Source organism: Pseudomonas sp. Pse35 (assembly GCF_024519715.1).
Classification (GTDB): Bacteria; Pseudomonadota; Gammaproteobacteria; order Pseudomonadales; family Pseudomonadaceae; genus Aquipseudomonas; species Aquipseudomonas paracarnis.
This window is the reverse complement of the sequence record NZ_JALJRP010000024.1, coordinates 61,918-81,624: the sequence shown is the minus strand read 5'-3', so window position 1 is coordinate 81,624 and position 19,707 is coordinate 61,918. Positions and strand designations below refer to the sequence as shown.

The 19,707-nt window shown below is 60.6% G+C and carries 17 protein-coding genes and 1 pseudogene; 9 read left to right on the top strand and 9 right to left on the bottom strand.

The window, feature by feature from the left end; all coding sequences use genetic code 11:
* Positions 1-284 precede the first annotated feature (284 nt).
* The 3 genes from OC445_RS19680 to OC445_RS19670 are packed head-to-tail and all read left to right on the top strand — an operon-like array spanning position 285 to position 1,983.
* Positions 285-1,205 carry an arginase gene (locus OC445_RS19680; RefSeq protein ID WP_198791342.1) on the top strand — a complete coding sequence of 307 codons (921 nt, stop codon included), beginning with the start codon at positions 285-287 and terminating at the stop codon, positions 1,203-1,205.
* Complete coding sequence (locus OC445_RS19675; protein WP_003188930.1) at positions 1,202-1,582, top strand: EamA family transporter; 381 nt, start codon at positions 1,202-1,204, stop codon at positions 1,580-1,582. The genes OC445_RS19680 and OC445_RS19675 overlap by 4 nt, the downstream gene beginning before the upstream one ends.
* Positions 1,579-1,983: an EamA family transporter gene (locus tag OC445_RS19670; protein WP_034126452.1), complete on the top strand. Its 405-nt coding sequence runs from the start codon at positions 1,579-1,581 to the stop codon at positions 1,981-1,983. The genes OC445_RS19675 and OC445_RS19670 overlap by 4 nt, the downstream gene beginning before the upstream one ends.
* A 131-nt stretch (positions 1,984-2,114) precedes the next feature.
* Here OC445_RS19670 and OC445_RS19665 read toward each other — a convergent pair whose 3' ends face one another.
* Positions 2,115-2,885, bottom strand: coding sequence for a MipA/OmpV family protein (locus OC445_RS19665; RefSeq protein ID WP_057976070.1), 771 nt, complete (start codon positions 2,883-2,885; stop codon positions 2,115-2,117).
* 241 nt (positions 2,886-3,126) lie between these two features.
* Here OC445_RS19665 and OC445_RS19660 point away from each other — a divergent pair, with 241 nt between their 5' ends.
* The 6 genes from OC445_RS19660 (at position 3,127) to OC445_RS19635 (ending at position 10,518) form a co-directional block, all read left to right on the top strand.
* Complete coding sequence (locus tag OC445_RS19660) at positions 3,127-3,831, top strand: MtnX-like HAD-IB family phosphatase (protein ID WP_057976068.1); 705 nt, start codon at positions 3,127-3,129, stop codon at positions 3,829-3,831.
* The gene (locus OC445_RS19655) at positions 3,824-5,218 is read left to right on the top strand and encodes an aspartate aminotransferase family protein (RefSeq protein WP_034126455.1); all 1,395 of its coding nucleotides are present in this window, start codon (positions 3,824-3,826) and stop codon (positions 5,216-5,218) included. Before OC445_RS19660 ends, OC445_RS19655 begins: the two co-directional genes overlap by 8 nt.
* Positions 5,215-6,063 (top strand): alpha/beta hydrolase, encoded by an 849-nt coding sequence (locus tag OC445_RS19650; protein ID WP_198791343.1) that lies wholly within the window; start codon positions 5,215-5,217, stop codon positions 6,061-6,063. Before OC445_RS19655 ends, OC445_RS19650 begins: the two co-directional genes overlap by 4 nt.
* 165 nt (positions 6,064-6,228) lie before the next feature.
* Positions 6,229-7,353 (top strand): GNAT family N-acetyltransferase, encoded by a 1,125-nt coding sequence (locus OC445_RS19645; RefSeq protein WP_054897710.1) that lies wholly within the window; start codon positions 6,229-6,231, stop codon positions 7,351-7,353.
* Positions 7,353-9,131 (top strand): sensor histidine kinase, encoded by a 1,779-nt coding sequence (locus OC445_RS19640; RefSeq protein ID WP_057976061.1) that lies wholly within the window; start codon positions 7,353-7,355, stop codon positions 9,129-9,131. The genes OC445_RS19645 and OC445_RS19640 overlap by 1 nt, the downstream gene beginning before the upstream one ends.
* Entirely contained in the window at positions 9,121-10,518 is a 1,398-nt protein-coding gene (locus OC445_RS19635) for a sigma-54-dependent transcriptional regulator (protein WP_054897712.1), read from the top strand. The genes OC445_RS19640 and OC445_RS19635 overlap by 11 nt, the downstream gene beginning before the upstream one ends.
* Before the next feature lie 139 nt (positions 10,519-10,657).
* Here OC445_RS19635 and OC445_RS19630 read toward each other — a convergent pair whose 3' ends face one another.
* The 8 genes and pseudogenes from OC445_RS19630 to glpD all read right to left on the bottom strand — a co-directional run bounded on the left by OC445_RS19630 (position 10,658) and on the right by glpD (position 19,584).
* The gene (locus OC445_RS19630) at positions 10,658-10,996 is read right to left on the bottom strand and encodes a GlpM family protein (protein WP_198791344.1); all 339 of its coding nucleotides are present in this window, start codon (positions 10,994-10,996) and stop codon (positions 10,658-10,660) included.
* Positions 10,996-12,333 carry a sigma-54-dependent transcriptional regulator gene (locus OC445_RS19625; RefSeq protein WP_034126459.1) on the bottom strand — a complete coding sequence of 446 codons (1,338 nt, stop codon included), beginning with the start codon at positions 12,331-12,333 and terminating at the stop codon, positions 10,996-10,998. The genes OC445_RS19630 and OC445_RS19625 overlap by 1 nt, the downstream gene beginning before the upstream one ends.
* Complete coding sequence (locus OC445_RS19620) at positions 12,330-14,231, bottom strand: ATP-binding protein (RefSeq protein ID WP_054897713.1); 1,902 nt, start codon at positions 14,229-14,231, stop codon at positions 12,330-12,332. Before OC445_RS19620 ends, OC445_RS19625 begins: the two co-directional genes overlap by 4 nt.
* A 172-nt stretch (positions 14,232-14,403) precedes the next feature.
* A complete protein-coding gene (locus OC445_RS19615; protein ID WP_003188952.1) occupies positions 14,404-15,138 on the bottom strand; it encodes an amino acid ABC transporter ATP-binding protein in 735 nt (244 codons plus the stop codon).
* Entirely contained in the window at positions 15,135-15,806 is a 672-nt protein-coding gene (locus OC445_RS19610; RefSeq protein WP_003188954.1) for an amino acid ABC transporter permease, read from the bottom strand. The genes OC445_RS19615 and OC445_RS19610 overlap by 4 nt, the downstream gene beginning before the upstream one ends.
* Positions 15,806-16,562: pseudogene (locus tag OC445_RS19605) on the bottom strand (amino acid ABC transporter permease). The gene OC445_RS19610 and the pseudogene OC445_RS19605 overlap by 1 nt, the downstream one beginning before the upstream one ends.
* Before the next feature lie 194 nt (positions 16,563-16,756).
* Positions 16,757-17,683 (bottom strand): glutamate/aspartate ABC transporter substrate-binding protein, encoded by a 927-nt coding sequence (locus OC445_RS19600; RefSeq protein WP_003188957.1) that lies wholly within the window; start codon positions 17,681-17,683, stop codon positions 16,757-16,759.
* A gap of 362 nt (positions 17,684-18,045) precedes the next feature.
* Positions 18,046-19,584: a glycerol-3-phosphate dehydrogenase gene (gene glpD / locus OC445_RS19595; protein WP_034126461.1), complete on the bottom strand. Its 1,539-nt coding sequence runs from the start codon at positions 19,582-19,584 to the stop codon at positions 18,046-18,048.
* Positions 19,585-19,707: the final 123 nt, after the last annotated feature.

The window sequence follows — 19,707 nt, the reverse complement described above, 5'->3', positions numbered from 1 at the left end:
CCGGGTTACCCACGAATTCAAGCCTGCGTTCGGCCAGCGTGGTTTAACGGGGCGCTTAAGATCAAAAGCAGAGCAAGAGCAAGAGCGACTCGCTTCGCATCGTAGTTAGCGTCTGCTGTTACAACTCACAAAGTTGTGTGAAGACCTATGGCCATCGCAGGCAAGCCAGCTCCCACATTTGATCTGTGTCGGTATTAAGAGAAGCGCTGGCCCATCCCTTGCATTACCCCCCTAAAGCCCAACCGGCCTGCGGTTGGGCACTGCCATTAGGGGTGAAACTTACCTTGAATATTCTTGACCTTGACCACAGCCTCACCGGCCAGGCACCGATTGCCCTGCGGTTGGCCAGCGGTCGGGCCACGCGCCTGGACCTGCTGGACCTGGGCCCGAAATTGCGTTTGTGGTCCACCGAAAAAACCTGGACGCGTTTCGTCGAGCGCCTGGCCCAACGGCCACGGCCCCGTGACGCGCGTCCGGAAATCCTGTTTGTCGGTTCCGGGGATTATCACCACCTTACGCCGGCGTTTTTGGCAGACCTCAAAGAGCCCGTCAGCCTGATTCACTTTGACAACCACCCAGACTGGGTGCGCTTTGCGCCCAAGCGGCACTGTGGTTCGTGGGTCAACCGGGCGCTGAAGATGCCAGCGATCCAACGCATCGTCACCCTCGGCCCGTGCAGCGATGACCTGCATAACCCGCAACTGCGCGGCGGCAACCTTGGCGCCCTCAAGCGCGGGCGTTTGCAGCTGTTTCCCTGGCAGCATCCGCCGTCCAAGGTCTGGGGCCGGGTGGGGGACGGCGCCGGCCACCAGCAACAGGAAAACCACCTGCACTGGCGCAACCTGGCGGACCTGGATTGGGGCGCCTTCCTCGACCAGATGATTGCCAGCCTGCCCACCGAGGCGATCTGGATCACCATCGACAAAGATGTGCTCGCCAGTGAAGACGCCGCCACCAACTGGGACCAGGGCGGCATGCGCCTGACCCATTTGCTCCAGGCCCTGCGGGCGTTGGCGGCGGGTAAACGCATCATTGGCATCGACGTCTGCGGTGAGTTCGCTACGCCGGCATTCAGCAACGCGTTCAAGCGCTGGGAAGCCAAATCCGACCAGCCGCCACCGGAGCGCTGGAGCCCGCAAGACTTGCAGCGTAATGCGGCAACCAATGAAGCCTTGATCGACCTGTTTGAGGAGCTGTTCCCGTGACCCTGACCGTGGTGTTGTTACTGGCGTTTTCCATCGTCCTCGATGTGATTGGCCAGCTGTGTTTCAAATTGGGCGTGGACCGTTTGCCGCAACTCGATGGCGGTTTTCGCCTGCGTGCGTTCTGGGGCCAGGTGTTCAATGCGCCGCTGTTGTGGGCCGGCGTCGGCGCCTACGTGATTGAGTTTTTTGTGTGGCTCGAAGCGCTGTCCCGTGCGCCCTTGAGTCTGCTGTTTCCGCTGGCGGCGTTGGCCTATTGCCTGGTGGTACTGGCAGGCAGGGTGGTGCTCAAGGAGACCGTCAGTCGGCGTCGTTGGCTGGGCACGCTGGTGATTACTTTAGGTGTGATGTTGGTAGCGATCGCGGGGAATCAGGCATGACAACGCAAACAATCAATACCGGCTGGCTGCACGGGCGTGTTGGCACCCTGGTGCTATGGGCACTGCTGATCGCCACCGAAAGCGCCGGGCAGTTGTTCACCAAGGTGGCCGGCGATCAGTTGGGGCCGATGGACTTCAGTTGGCAATGGCTGGCGGACGTGGCGCGCAACCCGGGGATTCTGGCGGCGATTGCCAGCTATCTGGGTGCGTTTTTTGTGTGGATGCTGATCCTGCGGCGTAGCAGTTTGTCCCTGGCGTTTCCGCTGAGTTCGCTGGTGTTCGTGGCGGTGCTGCTGGGCTCTTGGCTGGGGTTGGGGGAGCACATCAGCGTGTTGCATTGGGTGGGCGTGGTGGTAATTATAGGTGGTATCGCACTGTTGGCTGAGGGCGAAGAACACTGAAGATAGATATGAAACACAGGCCCATTGTGGGAGCGGGCGTGCTCGCGAATGCGGTGGATCAGTGAAGTATCGGGTGACTGACACACTGCTTTCGCGAGCAAGCCCGCTCCCACATTTTGCTCCCAGGTGATTCAGTCAAAGGTGTAGCTGATCGCCGTCTGCACCTGGCCCTGATTCACATGGCCAGCCTCCTTGACGATGCTGCTCTTGGCCGCCGACCCCACCAGGTGTACCCAGCTGGCGCTGGTCAGCAGCGACCAATGGGGCGCCAGGGGGAAGGCGAAGCTTTGGCTCAGCGTCACGTTCTGGAAGCCCCCGCTCGCGTTATAAGGCCGCAAGCCTGAAGCGACAGCTTCGTTGTTGTCCACGCCGAAGAAGGTATTGGTCTGGCGCGCATCGGCAAAATGCGCAACCAGGCTATTGCTGCCGATAATCCCGCCACCCACGGGGTAACCCAGTTCGCCGCCGATTTTACCCAGGGCGCCGCTCTGGGAATGCCCGCCGCCCACGGCCTGGCCCAATTGCGCGTAGACCCGCCAGAAATTGGCCGGGGCATATTGGACGAAACCGCCCACCTCGGCCATGTCCGACACGTTGCGCAGGCCCTGCAATTCGCCGTTGGAGGTACGCCCCGGCAGGTAGTTGATATAGGGGCCAGCGGTAAGGCCGTGGGTATCCAGGGCGCTCCAGGTAAGGCCGTCATCGGTACTCAGGCTGACGTCACCCCAATCCAGGTCCAGGTAAGGCACAGGCCGGGTTTCGTAGCGGCTGCCGCTGGGGTCGTGGGGCTGATAGCTGAGGCCCACGCCCACGTCGCCCGTGATGCCTTCTGCCCACGCGGCACTGCAAAGGCCCCACCCTCCAAGTAAACCGGTGAATACAGCAGCAGCGAGCTTGGACATGGGGACGTTTCCTGAAGGTGGACAGGCGCGCATGAACGCGCAAACCGACGCGCCTGCGCAAGCACTCATGTTGTTTGTAGCAAGCTACAAAAATTGTAGCTCCCGCGACACCTATCACCGCGCATTTCGCCCTAACCCCCAGCCCTGCGGGGTTTTCGCCAGTTGGCACAGTCCCTGCTCTATCCCTTGGCAAGCGCATACAGCGCGCTCCTCCAAGGCCCTTTACCTAAAGGAAAGGCAGATGATCAACTGGCATATCGTGTGTGACTTCGACGGGACCATTACTCCCACGGATGTCATCGACAACGTCCTCCAACGCTTCGCCGGCCCCGAGTGGGAAACCATTGAGCAGGAATGGATGGATGGGCATATCGGTTCACGCGAATGCCTGAGCCGCCAACTGGCGCTGATCAAGGCCACCCCGGCTGAACTGCTGGCGTACTTTGACAGTGTCGAGATCGACCCGGACTTCCCGGATTTCGTCGATCACGTCATGGGCCTGGGTGCTTCCATCGAAGTGGTCAGCGACGGCCTCGAGCAGGGCATTGCCCGCATCCTTTCGCGCAACTACGTGACCCTGCTGCCGATCCTCGCCAACCGCCTGCGCCAGGTTGACCAGGACAGCTGGCGCATCGACTTCCCGTATGCCAGCGATGCCTGTCGCGCTGCTGCCGGCAACTGCAAGTGCAGATCCACGCCGCGCAACAAGCGCGTGCTGGTGATCGGCGACGGCAAGTCCGACATGTGCGTGGCCTCCACCGCCGACTTCGTGTTCGCCAAGGGCAGCCTCGCCGACTACTGCGTCGCCCACCAGATTCCTCATGCGCGCTTCGACACCTTTGCGCAAGTGCCGGCGTTGCTGGCCAAGCTGCCACAAGGCCTCGCCGCCAACGCCACCACCTTCAACACCTCTTCTGACAATCAGGAACTCTTCCATCATGTCTGATATCCGTATCGCTACCGCCGAAGACCAGGTGCTTCTGGATAAAGAAGCCAAGTATTGCTCCTACGGCGACACCGTTCACTACATCGAGCCGCCGCGTATTTTCAGCCGCTGCGAAGGCTCTTATGTGTGGGACACCGAAGACCAGGCCTACCTCGACCTGCAAATGTGGTACTCGGCCGTCAACTTCGGCTATGCCAACCCGCGCTTGAACAACGCGCTGAAAAAGCAGATCGACACGCTGCCGCAAATCGCCAGCCAGTACCTGCACAAAGGCAAGATCGAGCTGTCGGAAATGATCGCGGTCGATGCCAAGAACAAGTTCGGCCTCGACGGCCGTGTGCACTTCAACGTCGGCGGCTCGCAGTCGATCGAAGACTCCCTGAAAGTGGTGCGCAACGCCAGCAACGGCAAAAGCCTGATGTTCGCCTTCGAAGGCGGTTACCACGGCCGCACCCTCGGCGCCTCGTCGATCACCTCCAGCTTCCGCTATCGTCGTCGCTACGGCCACTTTGGCGAGCGCGCCAACTTCATTCCCTTTCCTTACCACTTCCGTGGCCCGAAGGGCATGACCAAGGAAGAGTACGGCAGCCATTGCGTGCAGCAGTTCGCCCGCCTGTTCGAGACCGAATACAACGGCGTCTGGGACCCTAAGACCAACCAGTGCGAATACGCAGCCTTCTACGTCGAGCCGATCCAGGGCACTGGCGGCTACGTGATCCCGCCGATGAACTTCTACCGCGAACTCAAGCACGTCCTGGATCAGCACGGCATCCTGATGGTGTCCGATGAAATCCAGATGGGCTTCTACCGCACCGGTAAACTCTGGTCGATCGAGCACTTCGACGTGCAGCCGGACGTGATCGTGTTCGGCAAGGCGCTGACCAATGGCCTCAACCCGTTGGGCGGTATCTGGGCCCGTGAAGAGTTGATCAACCCGAAGGTGTTCCCGCCAGGTTCGACTCACTCCACCTTCGCCTCCAACCCGCTGGGCACCGCCGTCGGCCTGGAAATGTTCAAGATGACCAGCGAAGTCGACTACGGCGCCATGGTCATGGCCAAGGGCAAATACTTCCTGGAAGGCCTGCAAGACTTGCAAAAACGCTTCCCGATCATCGGCGATGTGGACGGCCTGGGCCTGGCGTTGCGCTGCGAAATCTGCGGCCCGGATGGCTTCACCCCGGACAAGGCGACCCTGGACTACATGGTCGAAGAAGGCATGAAAGGCGACATGCTGGTAGACGGCCAGAAACTCGGGCTGATCCTCGACGTAGGCGGTTACTACAAGAACGTGATCACCCTGGCGCCGTCCCTGGAAATCAGCTACCCGGAAATCGATCTGGGCCTGAAGTTGCTCGAGCAACTGCTGGTGCGAGCGACCAAGCGGTGAATGCTCAAGGGATCGACCTCGGTGAAGGCACTGCCGGTTTCGTTCTCGGTGAAGGTCCGGTCGGGATCCTGTTGATCCACGGCCTGACCGGCACGCCGACTGAATTGCGCCAGGTCGCCAAGGGCCTGGCCAAGGCAGGCAACTGCACGGTGTATGTGCCCACACTGGCGGGGCACTGCGGCGACAACAGCGACCTGCAGGCCACCGGCTGGAGGGACTGGTACGAAGGCGTGCGCAAGACCTTCGTACAGGTCAAGCAACGCCACGGGCAGGTGTTTGTCGGCGGTTTGTCCATGGGCGCGGTGATGTCGATGTATGTGGCGTCCGAACATCCCGGGCAAGTCGCGGGGTTGCTGATGTATTCCACCACCTTGAAGTACGACGGTTGGAGCATCAACAAACTGGCGTTTCTCACGCCCTTGCTGATGAAGATTCCGTTCGGCGTGCACATTTGCAGCTTCGAAGAGAAGCCGCCCTACGGCATCAAGAACGAGCGCCTGCGGGCCATCGTCGAGCGGCAGATGAAGGAAGGCGAGAGCAGTGAGGCGGGGTTGCTGACCATGGAAGGCATCACCGTGCGCGAGCTGCACCGCATGAACGCCGTGGTCAAGAAGCGCATGCCCCAGATCAAGGTGCCGGCGCTGGTGCTGCACTCCATTGAGGACGACATCACCAGCCGCTGGAACGCCGATTACGTGGAGCGCCACCTCGGCGGGCCGGTGACCAAGATCCTGTTGGACAACTGCTACCACATGATCACCGTCGATTTGCAGTACCGGCGGGTGATCGAGTTGAGTGCCAGGTTTGTCGAGCAGCACGCAGTGCAACTCAATCGTGTGGCGTGATTAGTTTACTTGTAGGAGCGAGCTTGCTGTGGCGAGCAAGCTTGCTTGCGCTGGGGTGCGAAGCACCCCCAAAAGCCTGCGACTGCTGCGCAGTCGAGCGGGAGCAAGCTCCCTCGCCACAGCAAGCTCGCTCCTACAGTAGAACGGCGTTGATAAGGAAAAACTGTGATAACCACCCAAGCCTTCCCGACCATCCGGGCTATCCAGCGCGATGCCTGGAACGACTGTTTTCCCGGTGCCCTGGAGGATTGGGACTATTACCTGGCCGTGGAAAACGCCGCGATCGATGACTTTCAGTGGCGTTACCTCGCGGTCTTCGAGGATCAAACGCTGGTGGCCGTGGCTGCCGCGTTCGTCACCCATTATCGCCTCGACACCACGGTGTCGGGGGCCGGCAAGCGCTTGACCGAGCGCCTGGAGCAGCTGTGGCCTGGCGTTTTGCAATTGGCGTTGTACGCCATCGGTTCGCCGGTGGCTGAACGCTGTGATGCCGGTGTCGCGAGCCATGTGCCCGAATCCCGGCGCCCGTTGCTGTTGCAGCAGTTACTGGAGGCTGCGCGCAGCGATGCCGACGCGCTCGGTATCGGCTTGCTGGCGGTCAAGGATGCGCCCACCAACGACCCGCATTGGACCCAGAGCTGCCTTGCCGCAGGTTTTCAAAGCATGCCCAGCTTGCCCACGGGGGTGTTGCCGCTGCCTTATGGCTCGGTGGATGCCTACCTGGGTTCGCTGGGCAAATCCACGCGCAAGGACCTGCGCCGCAAACTGCGCGCACCAGGGCCGCGGGTCGAGTGGCGGCGTAATATCGATGACGTGCTGCCCGAGGTCATGCGCCTGTATGAAGCCACGCTCGCGCGCGCAGACTTGCAGTTCGAACGCCTGCCCGCCGGTTACTTCACGGGCGTGCTCGAACACCTGCACGAGCGGGCGGTCTGTGTTCTGTACTGGGTGGACGAGCGCCTGGTGGCGTTCAACCTTATCCTCCTGGATGAGCATCGGCTGGTGGACAAGTTCTTTGGTCATGACCTTGAGTTCAGCCGCGAGTACAACCTGTACTTCCGCAGTTGGTTGACCAATGTCGACTATTGTATTGAACACCGTATTCCGGTGTACGAGTGCGGCCAGGCCGGGTATGCCAGTAAACTGCGCCTGGGGTGCGAGTTCGAGGGCAACAGCCTGTTCTTCCGCCACCGTAACCGGCTGGTCAACGGCCTGCTCAAGCTTGTAAAACTGTTTATTCGACCGGATCGTTCCGACCCTGCCATGGCTGCTGCGATAAGCGAAACCTGATGATTACCAAGACCCGCCAGAAAGCCCGCCCCTTTGCCATCTCGCGTTGGAGCGTCCAGCGCAAGCTGGTGCTGGCGTTCTGGCTGGTCAGCGTGATTCCCACCATGATCGCGGCTGAGCTGGCTGCCACCACGCTGTCGCAGATTTTCGACAGCAACGTGCGTATCTGGCTGCAAGAGTCGACCAAGATCGTCAAGGACGAAATCGGCGACATCCTTCACGACAACGCGCGCATGGCCAAGCTGTTCCTGCGCTATACCAGCCCGCCGTCGTCCAAAAATGCCGAGAAGCATGACCGGCTCACCGCCGACATTGCCGATGCCACCGATATCGACGTGGTCGCGCTGATCCGCACCAGCGACCGTAAAGTGATGTTCAGCACGGCCGCCGATGACATCGTCAGGCAGATCAACCTCACCAGCAACGCGGTGCTGCAAACCGTGCAAGTCGCCGGCGTGAGCACGGGCCTGGTGGTGTCCACCTTCGAAACCAGCCGTGACGGCGTTGATTACCTGTTGCTGGTCGCCACTTACCTGGACAGCAGTTTCCTCACCAGCGTGGCCGATGTGCATTCCCTCGACCTGCGTCTGTATTTGGCCAACCCTGCCGGTTTTTCCGAAATATTTTCCACCCAGCGCTTCGCCAATCACCCCTCGCGCATCCCCAAGAATGTCGAGGCCTACCTGCGCAGCACCAAGCAGCCCAGCGAGCAGTTCACTAACCAGTACAGCGGTTTGTATTGGCCGATTTTCAATGATGCCGGCGAGTTGCAAGGCGTGATCTTCAGCGGCCTGCTACGCCATACCAGCCTGGTGGGGTTGGTGAACCAGAGCAACTTGTTCGTGCTGATCTTCCTGGTCAGCTCGGCGCTGTCACTGGCGGCCGGGTTGTTGGTGTCGCGGCGCCTGACCAAGCCCCTGCGCGATTTGTCCCAGGGTGTGGATGCGGTGATCTCGGGCAGTTATGCGCACCGTGTGGTGGTCAGTGGCGGTGACGAACTGGCGCAATTGAGCAGCACCTTCAACCACATGACCGAACGCCTGGGCGAGTTGCATCATCTGGAAGCCCAACTGCGTCGGCGTGACCGCTTGCATGCCCTGGGTGAAGTCGCCATGGGCCTGGCTCACGAAATTCGCAACCCACTGGGCATCATCAAGACCGCCACCCAACTGTTGCATCGGCGCGCTGACCTGGCGGAAACCGACAAACGTCACCTGGAATATGTCATCAGCGAAGTCAGCCGCATCAACGAGCTGATTACCGAGTTCCTCGATTTCGCCAAGCCCAACCCGCCGATACGCGTGCAGCAACCGGCACGCGCCCTGGTGGAAGAAATCCTCGGTTTCTGCGGCCCGGAGCTGAGTAGCCATCGCATTGACGCGCAGATCGACGACCAGGCGCCTGGCGCGACGATCTACGCCGATGCCAAGCAGCTCAAACAGGCCTGTCTCAACCTGATTCTCAACGCCGTCGACGCGATGCCCGACGGCGGGCGCCTGACCCTGGGCATTCGCAGCGTGGGCGACAACACTGTGATCAGCATCGCCGATACCGGCGAAGGCATCCCGGCGGACATGGTGGAGCGCATCTTCACGCCATTCGTCACCACCAAGGCCTCGGGCACAGGCCTGGGCCTGGCCAAAGTCTATTCGATCATGGAAAGTCACGACGGCAGCATCGAATGCGCCAGTGAGAAAGATGCCGGCGCGACCTTCAGCCTGTACATTCCGGCTGACGGTGAAGACGACGGTGAAGATGAGGACGGGCATGACGCATAACGTATTGGTGGTCGACGACGAGCCCAAGCTCTGTGATCTGCTGACCCAGGCCTTGAGCCAGAACGGCATCCAGGTGTTCAGCGCGGGCAATGGCCTGCATGCGCTCAAGGTGCTGGGGGAGGAGGACATCGACCTGGTCATCAGCGACTGGCGCATGCCGGGCATGGACGGGCCGGCGTTACTGGCTGAGATCAAGGTGCGTTATCCGACCTTGCCGGTGATCGTGATGACGGCCTACAGCACGGTAAAAAACGCCGTGCAGTCGATGCGTAACGGTGCCTATGACTACATTGCCAAGCCGTTCGACATCGACGAGCTGGACATTACCGTGGCCAAGGCCCTGCAATTTCGCGACATCATGCGCGACAACGCGCGCATGCGCGCCGAGCTGGACGAGCATGCGCAGTTCGACAGCCTGGTGGGCGATAGCCCGGCGTTTCGCCAGGTGCTCCAGGCGGTGGATTCGGTGCGTGAAAGCAACGCCACCATCCTGCTGACCGGCGAAAGCGGCACTGGCAAGGAAATGGTCGCCCGCGCCATCCACAAGCATGGCAGCCGTGCCGACCAACCCTTCGTGGCGGTCAATTGCGCGGCCATCCCTGAAGGCTTGCTGGAAAGCGAGATGTTTGGCCATCGCAAAGGCGCGTTCACCGGCGCCGTGGCTGACCGGGTAGGGCGTTTCATGCAGGCCGACAAGGGCACGCTGTTTCTGGATGAGGTGGGTGATATGCCCTTGGCGTTGCAGGCCAAGATTCTGCGCGCCTTGCAGGAGCGGGTTATCGAGCCGGTAGGCGACCCCCGCGAGCGTAAGGTGGATGTACGGGTGATTGCCGCCACCAACAAGAACCTGCTGGATGCGGTGGCGGCCAAGGAGTTTCGCGAAGACTTGTATTACCGCCTCAATGTCTTCCCGATTCCGTTGCCGTCCTTGCGCGAACGCGTGGAAGACATCGCGCCCCTGGCACGCCACTTCGCCCACACCCTGAGTGCCACCACTGGCAAACGTATCACCGGTTTCAGCCCCGAGGCGTTGCAGGCCATGGCGGCGTATCACTGGCCGGGCAATATCCGCGAGCTGCAAAACTGCGTGGAGCGCGCAACCATCGTGGCGGCTTCATCGGTGATCGAGGATATTGATTTGCCGGGGTATCTGTTTGCTTCCACACCGAGCGAGGGTGATGTGACCGCGATCCTCAGCGACGGCCCAGGCGTGCCGCGGGATCTGGATGCGGCGCTGGCCGAAGTGGAGAAAGCCTATATTCTTGCGGCGCTGCAGGAGAGCAATGGGGTGCAGGCCGCGGCGGCGCAGCGGATCGGGATTTCCGAAAGGAGCTTCTGGTATCGCCTGAAGAAGCTGGGGATTCAGGTCGACAAGATCGTGCGCTGATCTGAGTGTGGGAACTCATGATCGCTCCCACGCTCCACGTGGGAGTGCCTCTGGTGACGCTCTGCGTCACGCGTGTGGACGCGGAGCGTCCTTGGCTGCATTCCCACGCGGGAGCGTGGGAACGATCTGCCGTGTTGCGTCAGGTGTGCAGGCGTACCCACACGCTGACCAACACCGTCGCGACCATCAACCAGGCCACGGCGGCGACTGCCAGCGATGCCTCCAACCGCAGCCGATCGACCATCACATACAGCGTCGCCAAATACACAAAGTACGGAATGATCGACCACATCCCGAACAGGATCGTGGTCTTCAAGTCCGCAACCGTTCGGCCTTTGCCGACGATGTAATGGGCGATCAGCGCAAAAGTGGGAAACAGCGGCACCAAGCCTGCGATGTAATAGTTTCTGGTCTTGGCCAGCGCCGCCAGGATCAGCACCACTGCGGCGCCAAGTGCAGCCTTCAGGAACAGATCCATCAGTGACTCAACCCGTATTTCTTGACCTTGTCGAACAGGGTGGTCTTGGCCATCCCCAGTTCCTGGCTGGCCTGGGTCAGGTTCCCGCCGCTGCGTTGCAGGGCATCGTTGAGTAGGTTGCGCTCAAAGGCTTCCACCGCCTCGGTAAAGGCAACCCCTTGGTTGCCGCTGCCGGCGCCGCTTTTCTTGAAGGCGGGCAGGCCGAGGGCGAAACGTTCGGCGACGTTGCGCAGCTCACGCACGTTGCCTGGCCAGTCGTGGCTCATCAGGCTGGATAGGGTCTGGTTGTCCAGCTCCGGCACCGCCCGGTCGAAGCGTAGCGACGATTGCTGCAGGAAGTGTTCGAACAGTTGCAGGATGTCTTCGCGCCGTTCGCGCAAAGGCGGCAGTTCCAGGGTGACGACGTTGAGGCGGTAGTACAGGTCGCTGCGGAACTGGCTGGCGCGGCTCAACTCGTCGAGGTCGGACTTGGTGGCAGCGATTACCCGGCAATCCACCGCCACGCTCTGGTTCGAACCCAGGCGTTCCAACGTACGTTCTTGCAGCACCCGCAGCAATTTGATCTGCAGGTTGATCGGCATGCTCTCTACTTCATCGAGGAACAGCGTGCCTTGATGGGCATGCTCGATCTTGCCGATGCGACGTTTGCCGGCGCCGGTGAAGGCGTTGGCCTCGTGGCCGAAAATCTCGCTTTCAAACAGGTTTTCCGGCAGGCCACCGCAGTTGAGGGCGACGAACTGGTGGGTATGGCGCCGGCTGAAATCATGCAGGCAGCGCGCGACCAGTTCCTTGCCGGTGCCGGTCTCGCCTTCGATCAGCACGTTGGCCGAGGTATCGGCGACATTGGCAATCAGTTCGCGCAGGTTTTGCATGGCCGGCGAGCGGCCGATGATGCGGCCTTCCAGCGAGTCGCGTTCGGCCAGTTGCCGGCGTAGCGACCAGACTTCCCGCGCCAGCCCGCGTTGTTCCAGGGCGCGGCGTGCCACGTCCACCAGGCGTTCGGGCGAGAAGGGCTTCTCCATGAAGTCGTAGGCGCCGTTACGCATGGCGCCCACCGCCATGGAGATATCGCCATGCCCGGTGATCAACACCACCGGCAGGCTTTTATCCAGGGCCTTGAGGCGGGTCAGCAGTTCCAGGCCATCGATGCCCGGCAGGCGGATATCGCTGATGACGATGCCGGCAAAGTTTTCGCCGATGCGCTTGAGCGCTTCTTCGGCGCTGCCCACGCCGACGCTAGTGATGTCTTCGAGCGCCAATGCTTGCTGGCAACCGAGCAGTACATGGGGGTCGTCTTCGACGATCAGGACGGTAAGGTCTTGGGCTTGTGTATTCATGTCGACTCAGCTCGTTGAGCGCCCACCAATGGCAGGTTCAGGACAAAGGCGGTACCACCATTGGCCGGATGTTCCACGGCAAGGCTACCGCCTGTGGCGGCCGCGAGGCTTGCGGAAAGGGTCAGGCCCAAGCCCAGGCCTTGTTCGCCGGGCTTGGTGGTAAAAAAGGGTTCGAACAAATGCTTGCGCGCCTCGGGGTCGATGCCGTGGCCATTATCACGCACCAACAGGCGGTATTTGCCATCGCCGTTCTGGCCTTCCAGCCACAGTTGCGGCACTGCTTGGGCCTGCATCGCATCGAGCGCGTTACCGATCAGGTTGACCAGGATCTGCTCCAGGCGGGTCTGGTCGATCTGCAATTGGGCGTTGGCAAAGTCACGGTGCACGGTCAACGGCAGGCTGTCCAGGCGCGCGCCGAGCACCTGGAACGCGGCGTCCACGGCCTTGCCGAGGCTGGCTTCGCCCTGGTCGTCACCGCGCCGGGCAAAGGAGCGCAGGCTCGCGGTGATGCGGCCCATGCGGTCGATCAGTTCGTTGATGGTCTTGAGGTTGGTGCTGGCAGTGTCCAGGGCGCCGCGCTCAAGGAAGCGTACGGTGTTGCCCGACAGCGTGCGCAGCGCTGCCAGCGGCTGATTCAGTTCATGGGCGATGCTGGTGGACATCTGGCCGATGGCCGCGAGTTTGCCGGCCTGCACCAGTTCGTCCTGGGCGTGGCGCAGGGTTTCTTCGGCCTGGCGTCGTTCGCGAATCTGGCCCTTGAGCCGTTCGTTGCTGGCGCGCAGGTCGGCGGTGCGTTCGGCAATCCGACGCTCAAGCTGGCTGTTGGCTTCCTGCAAGGCTTCCCGTGCGGCGAGGCGGGTGGCGATGACCTTGCGCCGTTCGTTCCAGGCGATCAGCAGGAAGGCGACCAGGCCAAAGGCGACGGCCACCAGGATGCCCTGGTTGATCGCGGCGCGGCGCAGGTCGTTGAGCGGGGTGAGCAGGGTGAAGTTCCACGGCGTGTCGTTCAGCGGGCGGGTTTGCGCCAGGTAGCTGACGGCGTGCTGGTCGTTGACCACTTCGGTGTTGGCCGGGAAGGTCAGTTTCTCGGTGCCTTCGTTCAGGCGCTCACGGGCCAGGGGTTGCAGTTCATTGAGCGTCGCCCAGTAATATTGCAGGCTGTGGGCCAGGCGGTCCTTGGTGTCATCGCTCAGCGGGCGTACAGCTTTGAGGCGACGCGCGGGGTCGCTGGAAAGAATAATGATGCCGTTCTCATCGCTCACGAAAGCTTCGAGGCGCGCACGTTGCCAGCGCTCTTCAAGGGCTTCGAGGCGCACCTTGACCACGGCGACGCCGATGATCTTGCCGTGCTCTTCCAGGCCGTGGGCCAGGTAATAGCCGGGTTCGCCGTTGGTGCTGCCGATGCCGTAGAAACGACCGGGCTGGCCGCGTACAGCATTCTGGAAATAGGCGCGAAAGGACAGGTCCTCACCTTGGTAACTGTCGGCATCGCGCCAGTTACTGGTGGCCAGCACACGGCCGGTGGTGTCCATTACATAGATGGCGCGGCTGCGACTGCGGCGGTTCAGGCCTTCGAGGTAGTCGTTGACCGTCTTGCGGGTTTCCTGGTTCGGGTCGGCGAGCAGTTGGGAAACACTGGACTCCAGCTCCAGCAGGCTGGGCAGGTAGGTGTACTTGCTCAGTTCGCTTTCGACGGTGCGGGCGTGCAGCTCCAACTGGCGTTCGCCATTGTCGCTGAGGGTGCGGATGCCGTAGTAGTCACTGACCCAGAAGCCGATATAACCCAGGCCGACCATCAGGGCGATGATCAACGGCGGCAGGAACAGTTGGCGTATCAGACGAGGCTTCACGGCAAGTGATGGCGGCGCGGCGCGATATTGATTGGGGTCGCATTTCATCACAGATGCCTTGGGTCAGCTACTTCTCGCCAGTGTAAGAGCGGGCTTGTGTGGGAGCCGGGCTTGCCGGCGATGCAGGCGCCTCGGTGTAACAGTTGCACCGAGGCGATGCCATCGCAGGCAAGCCAGCTCCCACACAAGCCAGGCTCCTACAGGACGAACGGTGTTGCTTTTAGTGCTGCAGGATTTTCTCGAGGAAGTGCTGCGCACGCTCGGAGCGGGCGCTGATGTCGCCGAAGAACTCTTCTTTCGGGCAGTCTTCGATGATCTTGCCGGCGTCCATGAAGATCACGCGGTCGGCCACTTTGCGCGCAAAGCCCATTTCGTGGGTCACGCACATCATGGTCATGCCTTCGTGGGCCAGTTGCACCATCACGTCGAGCACTTCGTTGACCATTTCCGGGTCCAGCGCCGAGGTCGGTTCGTCGAACAGCATGACGATCGGGTCCATGGCCAGGGCGCGGGCAATCGCCACACGTTGTTGCTGGCCGCCGGAGAGTTGGCCAGGGTGCTTGTGGGCGTGTGCCGACAAGCCCACGCGGTCGAGCAGTTGCAGGCCCTTCTTGGTGGCCTCTTCCTTGCTGCGGCCCAGCACCTTGATCTGCGCGATGGTCAGGTTTTCGGTGATGGTCAGGTGCGGGAACAGCTCGAAGTGCTGGAACACCATGCCTACGCGCGAACGCAGTTTTGGCAGGTTGGTCTTCGGGTCGGCGATGGAGGTGCCGTCGACCACGATGTCGCCCTTCTGGAACGGTTCCAGTGCGTTGACGCACTTGATCAGGGTGGATTTGCCCGAGCCGGATGGCCCGCACACCACGATCACTTCGCCTTTTTTAACCTCGGTGCTGCAATCGGTCAGCACCTGGAAGTCGCCATACCACTTGTTGATGTTCTTGATAGAGATCATACGGCAAACCTTTTTTGCAGACGCTTGACCAGCAGCGAGGCGGAAAAGCTGATGATGAAGTAGACGACACCGGCGAAGATCAGGAACTCATTGGAGCGGCCGATGATGTCGCCGTTGGAGCGGGCGGAGTTGAGGAAGTCCACCAGGCCCACGGTGTAGACCAGGGAGGTGTCCTGGAACAGGATGATCGACTGTTGCAGCAGCAACGGCGTCATCTTGCGGAACGCCTGGGGCAGGATGATCAGGCGCATGGTCTGGCCGTAGGTCATGCCCATGGCTTGTGCCGCCGCCATCTGGCCCTTGGGAATCGACTGCACACCGGCTCGTACGATTTCGCAGAAGTACGCGGCCTCGAACATCATGAACGCCACGACGCAGGAGGTGAACGCACCGATCGGCGTGTCTTCGCCGGTGATCCAGCGCAGTACGAACGGCACCGCCAGGTAGAACCAGGTGATCACCAGCAGCAAGGGGATCGAGCGGAAGTAGTTCACGTAGGCGCCGGCCACGCGGGACAGCAGTTTGTTGGACGACAAGCGCATCAGGGCCAGGATGGTCCCGATGATGATGCCGCCGACCACGCCCATGACCATCAGCTTCAAGGTCATGACCATGCCGTTCCACAGGCCTGGAATGGCGGGGATGATGCCGCTGAAATCGAAGTCCATTATTTGCCCCCCACGGAGATCAGGCCGGGCACTGCGACTTTCTTCTCGACCACGCGCATCAGCAGCATCAGGCTCATGTTCAAGGTGAAGTAGATCAGCGTGGCCAGGGTGAAGGCTTCAAACAGGTTGGCCGAGAACTCGGCGGTCTGTTTGGTTTGCGCCAGCAGTTCCATCAAGCCGATCAAGGACGCCACGGAGGAGTTCTTGAACACGTTGAGGAATTCCGAGGTAAGCGGCGGAATGATGATGCGGTAAGCCTGGGGCAGCAGCACGTTCCAGTAGATCTGCGGCAGCTTGAAGCCCATGGCGCGCGCCGCGGATTCCTGGCCGCGTGGCAGCGCCTGGATACCGGTACGCACTTGCTCGCACACACGGGCGGCGGTGAACAGGCCCAGGCACACCACGACGCTCAGGTAGGCCGAGGTGGTCGGGTTCAGGTCTTGTTTGTACCAGTCCTGCAGGTTCTGCGGCAGCATGTCCGGTACCAGGAAGTACCAGGAAGTACCAGATGAACAGCTGAACCAGCAGCGGCACGTTACGAAACAGTTCCACGTAGCAGGTCGCGATGCCCGATACGAGGCGGTTTGGCACAGTGCGCATGACCCCCAGAATGGAGCCCAGCAGCAAGGCGATAATCCATGCCACGACAGCGATGGCGATGGTCCAGCCCAGCCCGGAGAGGTACCAGTCGAGATAAGTCTCGCTGCCCACGCCGGTGGACTTGAAGAACACGCCCCAGTCCCAGTTGTAATTCATTAGGGTCTCCCCTCGAGATCGATCGATGTACAAGCACCCGCTTGGGGAAGATCCGTTCCCGCCTGACGTTGAACGCCAGGCACACACGATCGGCTCGAAAACCGCCAGGTCGAGTGTTCCAAGTTAAAACCAGCAGGTAATTACAGACGCCTGAGGGAGGGTTGGCTCCCTCAGGACATAAGCTTAGTCAGGTATCAGATTTTTACTTCTGGCGCTGGTTTGTCGCTAGGGTTAGCGATCAGCTCCTTGACCTTGTCGCTCATCGGGAAGTTAAGGTTCAGGCCTTTCGGTGGGATCGGGCTTTCGAACCATTTGGCGTAGATCTTGTTGATCTCGCCGGACTTGTACAGGGCGACAATGGCGTCATCCACGGCTTTCTTGAAGTCCGGGTCGCCTTTGCGAACCATGCAAGCGTAGGCTTCAAAGGACTGCGGAGTACCGGTAATGACCCAGTCGTCCGGCTTCTTGGCCTTGGCTTCTTCACCGGCCAGCAGGGCGTCGTCCATCATGAATGCAACGGCGCGGCCGCTTTCGAGCATCTGGAAGGATTCGCCGTGGTCTTTGGCGGAGATAACGTTCATGCCCATCTGCTTGTCGGCGTTCATCGCCTTGATGATGCGCTCGGACGTGGTACCGGCGGTGGTCACGACGTTTTTGCCTTTCAGGTCGGCAAAGTCAGCGTAGGACGGCTTGCCTTCCTTGTCTTTCTTGACCAGCAGGCGGGTGCCGATTTCGAAGATGTTGACGGTGAAATCAACTTGCTGGGCGCGTTCGGTGTTGTTGGTGGTGGAGCCGCACTCCAGATCCGCGGTGCCGTTCTGGATCAACGGGATACGGGTTTGCGAGGTCACCAGGTTGTACTTGGCTTTGAGGTCGGGTTTGTTCAGGTCTTTTTTCAGTTGCTCGACAACGGCCAACTGGATGTCGTGGGAGTAGCCCACGGGTTTGCCCGAGCCATCCGCGATGTAGGAAAACGGAATGGAGCTGTCGCGGTGAGCGAGAGTGATGGTGCCGGAGTCGTTGATTTTCTTCAGTGTGCCGGTGAGTTCGGCGGCAAAAACTGGAGTGCTGATCAGAGCAGCAGCGATAGCTGCGCCCAGGATATGGGGAACGATGCGCATCAATACTTCCTCGACATTTGTTTTTTTTATGAAGCCAGCTGAACGGCTCTCTTGTAAAGCGACTGCCCGTGACGGCTCCTAAGGCGCCTCAGGCAATCGTTGAAGAGTGTAGAGCATGAGTCGTGCCATACCGAAAACAAAAGGATAACTTCATGATTTATATGGAAATTAACTTTTTGTTTTGGCAGTATTTTCGGTCGGTAGTCCGGCAAACCGAATAGGGCAGAGGTGCGCGTTCGGAAAACCGAATAGTCCGTAGGAGCGAGCGTGCTCGCGAAAAACGCAAAAACGCCGCGTTTATGCTGAATAAACGCGGCGCTCTCGGGTTTTTCGCGAGCACGCTCGCTCCTACACTGGGGCGGTCAGGCGGCTTCGATCTTGCTGCGGTTCTGCTCGACCTTGGACAAGTAGCGCTGCAGGTTTTCCTGCTCTTGCGGCGTGGTGAACAGGCCAAGCTTGGTACGGCGCCACAGCACGTCCTGCGGTTGTGTTACCCACTCTTCGGCGCACAGGTAGTCGACTTCGCGGGTATAGAGGCCGCCACCCAAGTGGTCACCCAGATCGGCGAGCGATTGCACGCCTTCCAGCAAGCGCCAAGTGCGGCTGCCGTAGGTGGTGGACCAGCGACGGGCGATCTCGCTCGGTACCCAGTCGAACTTGGCGCGGATGGCATCGGCCAGGGCTTCTGGGGTAGTCATGTGTTCGCCACCGGGCAGGCTGGCTGTGGCAGTCCAGCTTGGGCGCATCTGGGTGAAGTACGGCGCCAGTTGGGCCATGGCCGACTCAGCCAGTTTGCGATAGGTGGTCAGCTTGCCACCGAACACCGACAGGATCGGCGCTTCGCCGGTGCCGCCGGATAGCGACAGGGTGTAGTCACGCGTAATAGCCGACGGGTTGTCCGACTCGTCATTGCACAGTGGGCGCACGCCGGAGTAGGTGTGGACGATATCGTCGCGGCTCAGCTGTTTCTTGAAGTGCGCGTTGACCACTTTAAGCATGTAGTCGGTTTCACCTTCGGTGATCGCCACTGCAGCCGGGTCGCCGGTGTATTCGCGGTCGGTGGTGCCGATAATGGTCAGGTGGTTCAGGTACGGAATGGTGAAGACGATGCGTTGGTCTTCGTTTTGCAGAATATGCGCGTGAGCACCCTCGTACAGTCTCGGCACGATCAGGTGGCTGCCCTGGATCAGACGAATGCCGTACGGTGAATCCAGCTTCAGGTCGTCCCGGATGAATTTGGCCACCCATGGGCCGGCGGCATTCACCAGGGCGCGGGCGCGGATCGAGAACAGGCTGCCGTCGGCACGTTCCATGTTCATTTCCCACATGCCGTTGCTGCGCTTGGCGCTGACGCAACGGGTCTGGGTGTGGATGTGCGCGCCTTTCTCGCGGGCAGCCATGGCGTTGAGTACCACCAGGCGGGCGTCGTCGACCCAGCAGTCGGAGTATTCAAAGCCTTTGGTGATTTCGCTTTTCAGCGGGCTGTCGGCACCGAACTTGAGGCTTTTGGAACCCGCGAGCTTTTCGCGCTTGCCCAAGTGGTCATAAAGGAACAGACCAGCACGAATCATCCAGGCCGGGCGCAGGTGCGGGCGGTGCGGCAGTACGAAGCGCATTTGCTTGACGATGTGCGGTGCCTTGGCCAGCAGTACTTCGCGTTCGGCCAATGCTTCACGCACCAGACGGAATTCGTAATGCTCCAGGTAACGCAGTCCACCGTGGATCAGCTTGCTGCTGGCCGATGAGGTGTGGCTGGCCAAGTCATCCTTTTCGCAAAGGAATACCGACAAACCGCGACCGGCTGCGTCTGCTGCAATCCCGACGCCATTGATCCCGCCACCAATTACGGCAACGTCATAGACTTCGGCAAGCGGTGGAGCAGGCAAGGTGGAAGGGTTCATCGGCTGGCCTCGCGATCTTTTCGTCTTGGAATTCGAACATTAATGTTCATTTTCGAAAATGGTAGCTGATAATTGCGGGCACAGCCACCCGACTTCGATTGAAAAAACTCATCGAAGGGCGGA

What these genes read in the sequence shown, in the direction of transcription:
- OC445_RS19620 (WP_054897713.1), bottom strand. Translation starts at nt 14,231, where the DNA reads ATGAAATGCGACCCCAATCAATATCGCGCCGCGCCGCCATCACTTGCC.
- OC445_RS19640 (WP_057976061.1), top strand. Translation starts at nt 7,353, where the DNA reads ATGATTACCAAGACCCGCCAGAAAGCCCGCCCCTTTGCCATCTCGCGT.
- OC445_RS19630 (WP_198791344.1), bottom strand. Translation starts at nt 10,996, where the DNA reads ATGGATCTGTTCCTGAAGGCTGCACTTGGCGCCGCAGTGGTGCTGATC.
- OC445_RS19635 (WP_054897712.1), top strand. Translation starts at nt 9,121, where the DNA reads ATGACGCATAACGTATTGGTGGTCGACGACGAGCCCAAGCTCTGTGAT.
- OC445_RS19655 (WP_034126455.1), top strand. Translation starts at nt 3,824, where the DNA reads ATGTCTGATATCCGTATCGCTACCGCCGAAGACCAGGTGCTTCTGGAT.
- OC445_RS19600 (WP_003188957.1), bottom strand. Translation starts at nt 17,683, where the DNA reads ATGCGCATCGTTCCCCATATCCTGGGCGCAGCTATCGCTGCTGCTCTG.
- OC445_RS19670 (WP_034126452.1), top strand. Translation starts at nt 1,579, where the DNA reads ATGACAACGCAAACAATCAATACCGGCTGGCTGCACGGGCGTGTTGGC.
- OC445_RS19625 (WP_034126459.1), bottom strand. Translation starts at nt 12,333, where the DNA reads ATGAATACACAAGCCCAAGACCTTACCGTCCTGATCGTCGAAGACGAC.
- OC445_RS19610 (WP_003188954.1), bottom strand. Translation starts at nt 15,806, where the DNA reads ATGGACTTCGATTTCAGCGGCATCATCCCCGCCATTCCAGGCCTGTGG.
- OC445_RS19660 (WP_057976068.1), top strand. Translation starts at nt 3,127, where the DNA reads ATGATCAACTGGCATATCGTGTGTGACTTCGACGGGACCATTACTCCC.
- OC445_RS19665 (WP_057976070.1), bottom strand. Translation starts at nt 2,885, where the DNA reads ATGTCCAAGCTCGCTGCTGCTGTATTCACCGGTTTACTTGGAGGGTGG.
- OC445_RS19615 (WP_003188952.1), bottom strand. Translation starts at nt 15,138, where the DNA reads ATGATCTCTATCAAGAACATCAACAAGTGGTATGGCGACTTCCAGGTG.
- glpD (WP_034126461.1), bottom strand. Translation starts at nt 19,584, where the DNA reads ATGAACCCTTCCACCTTGCCTGCTCCACCGCTTGCCGAAGTCTATGAC.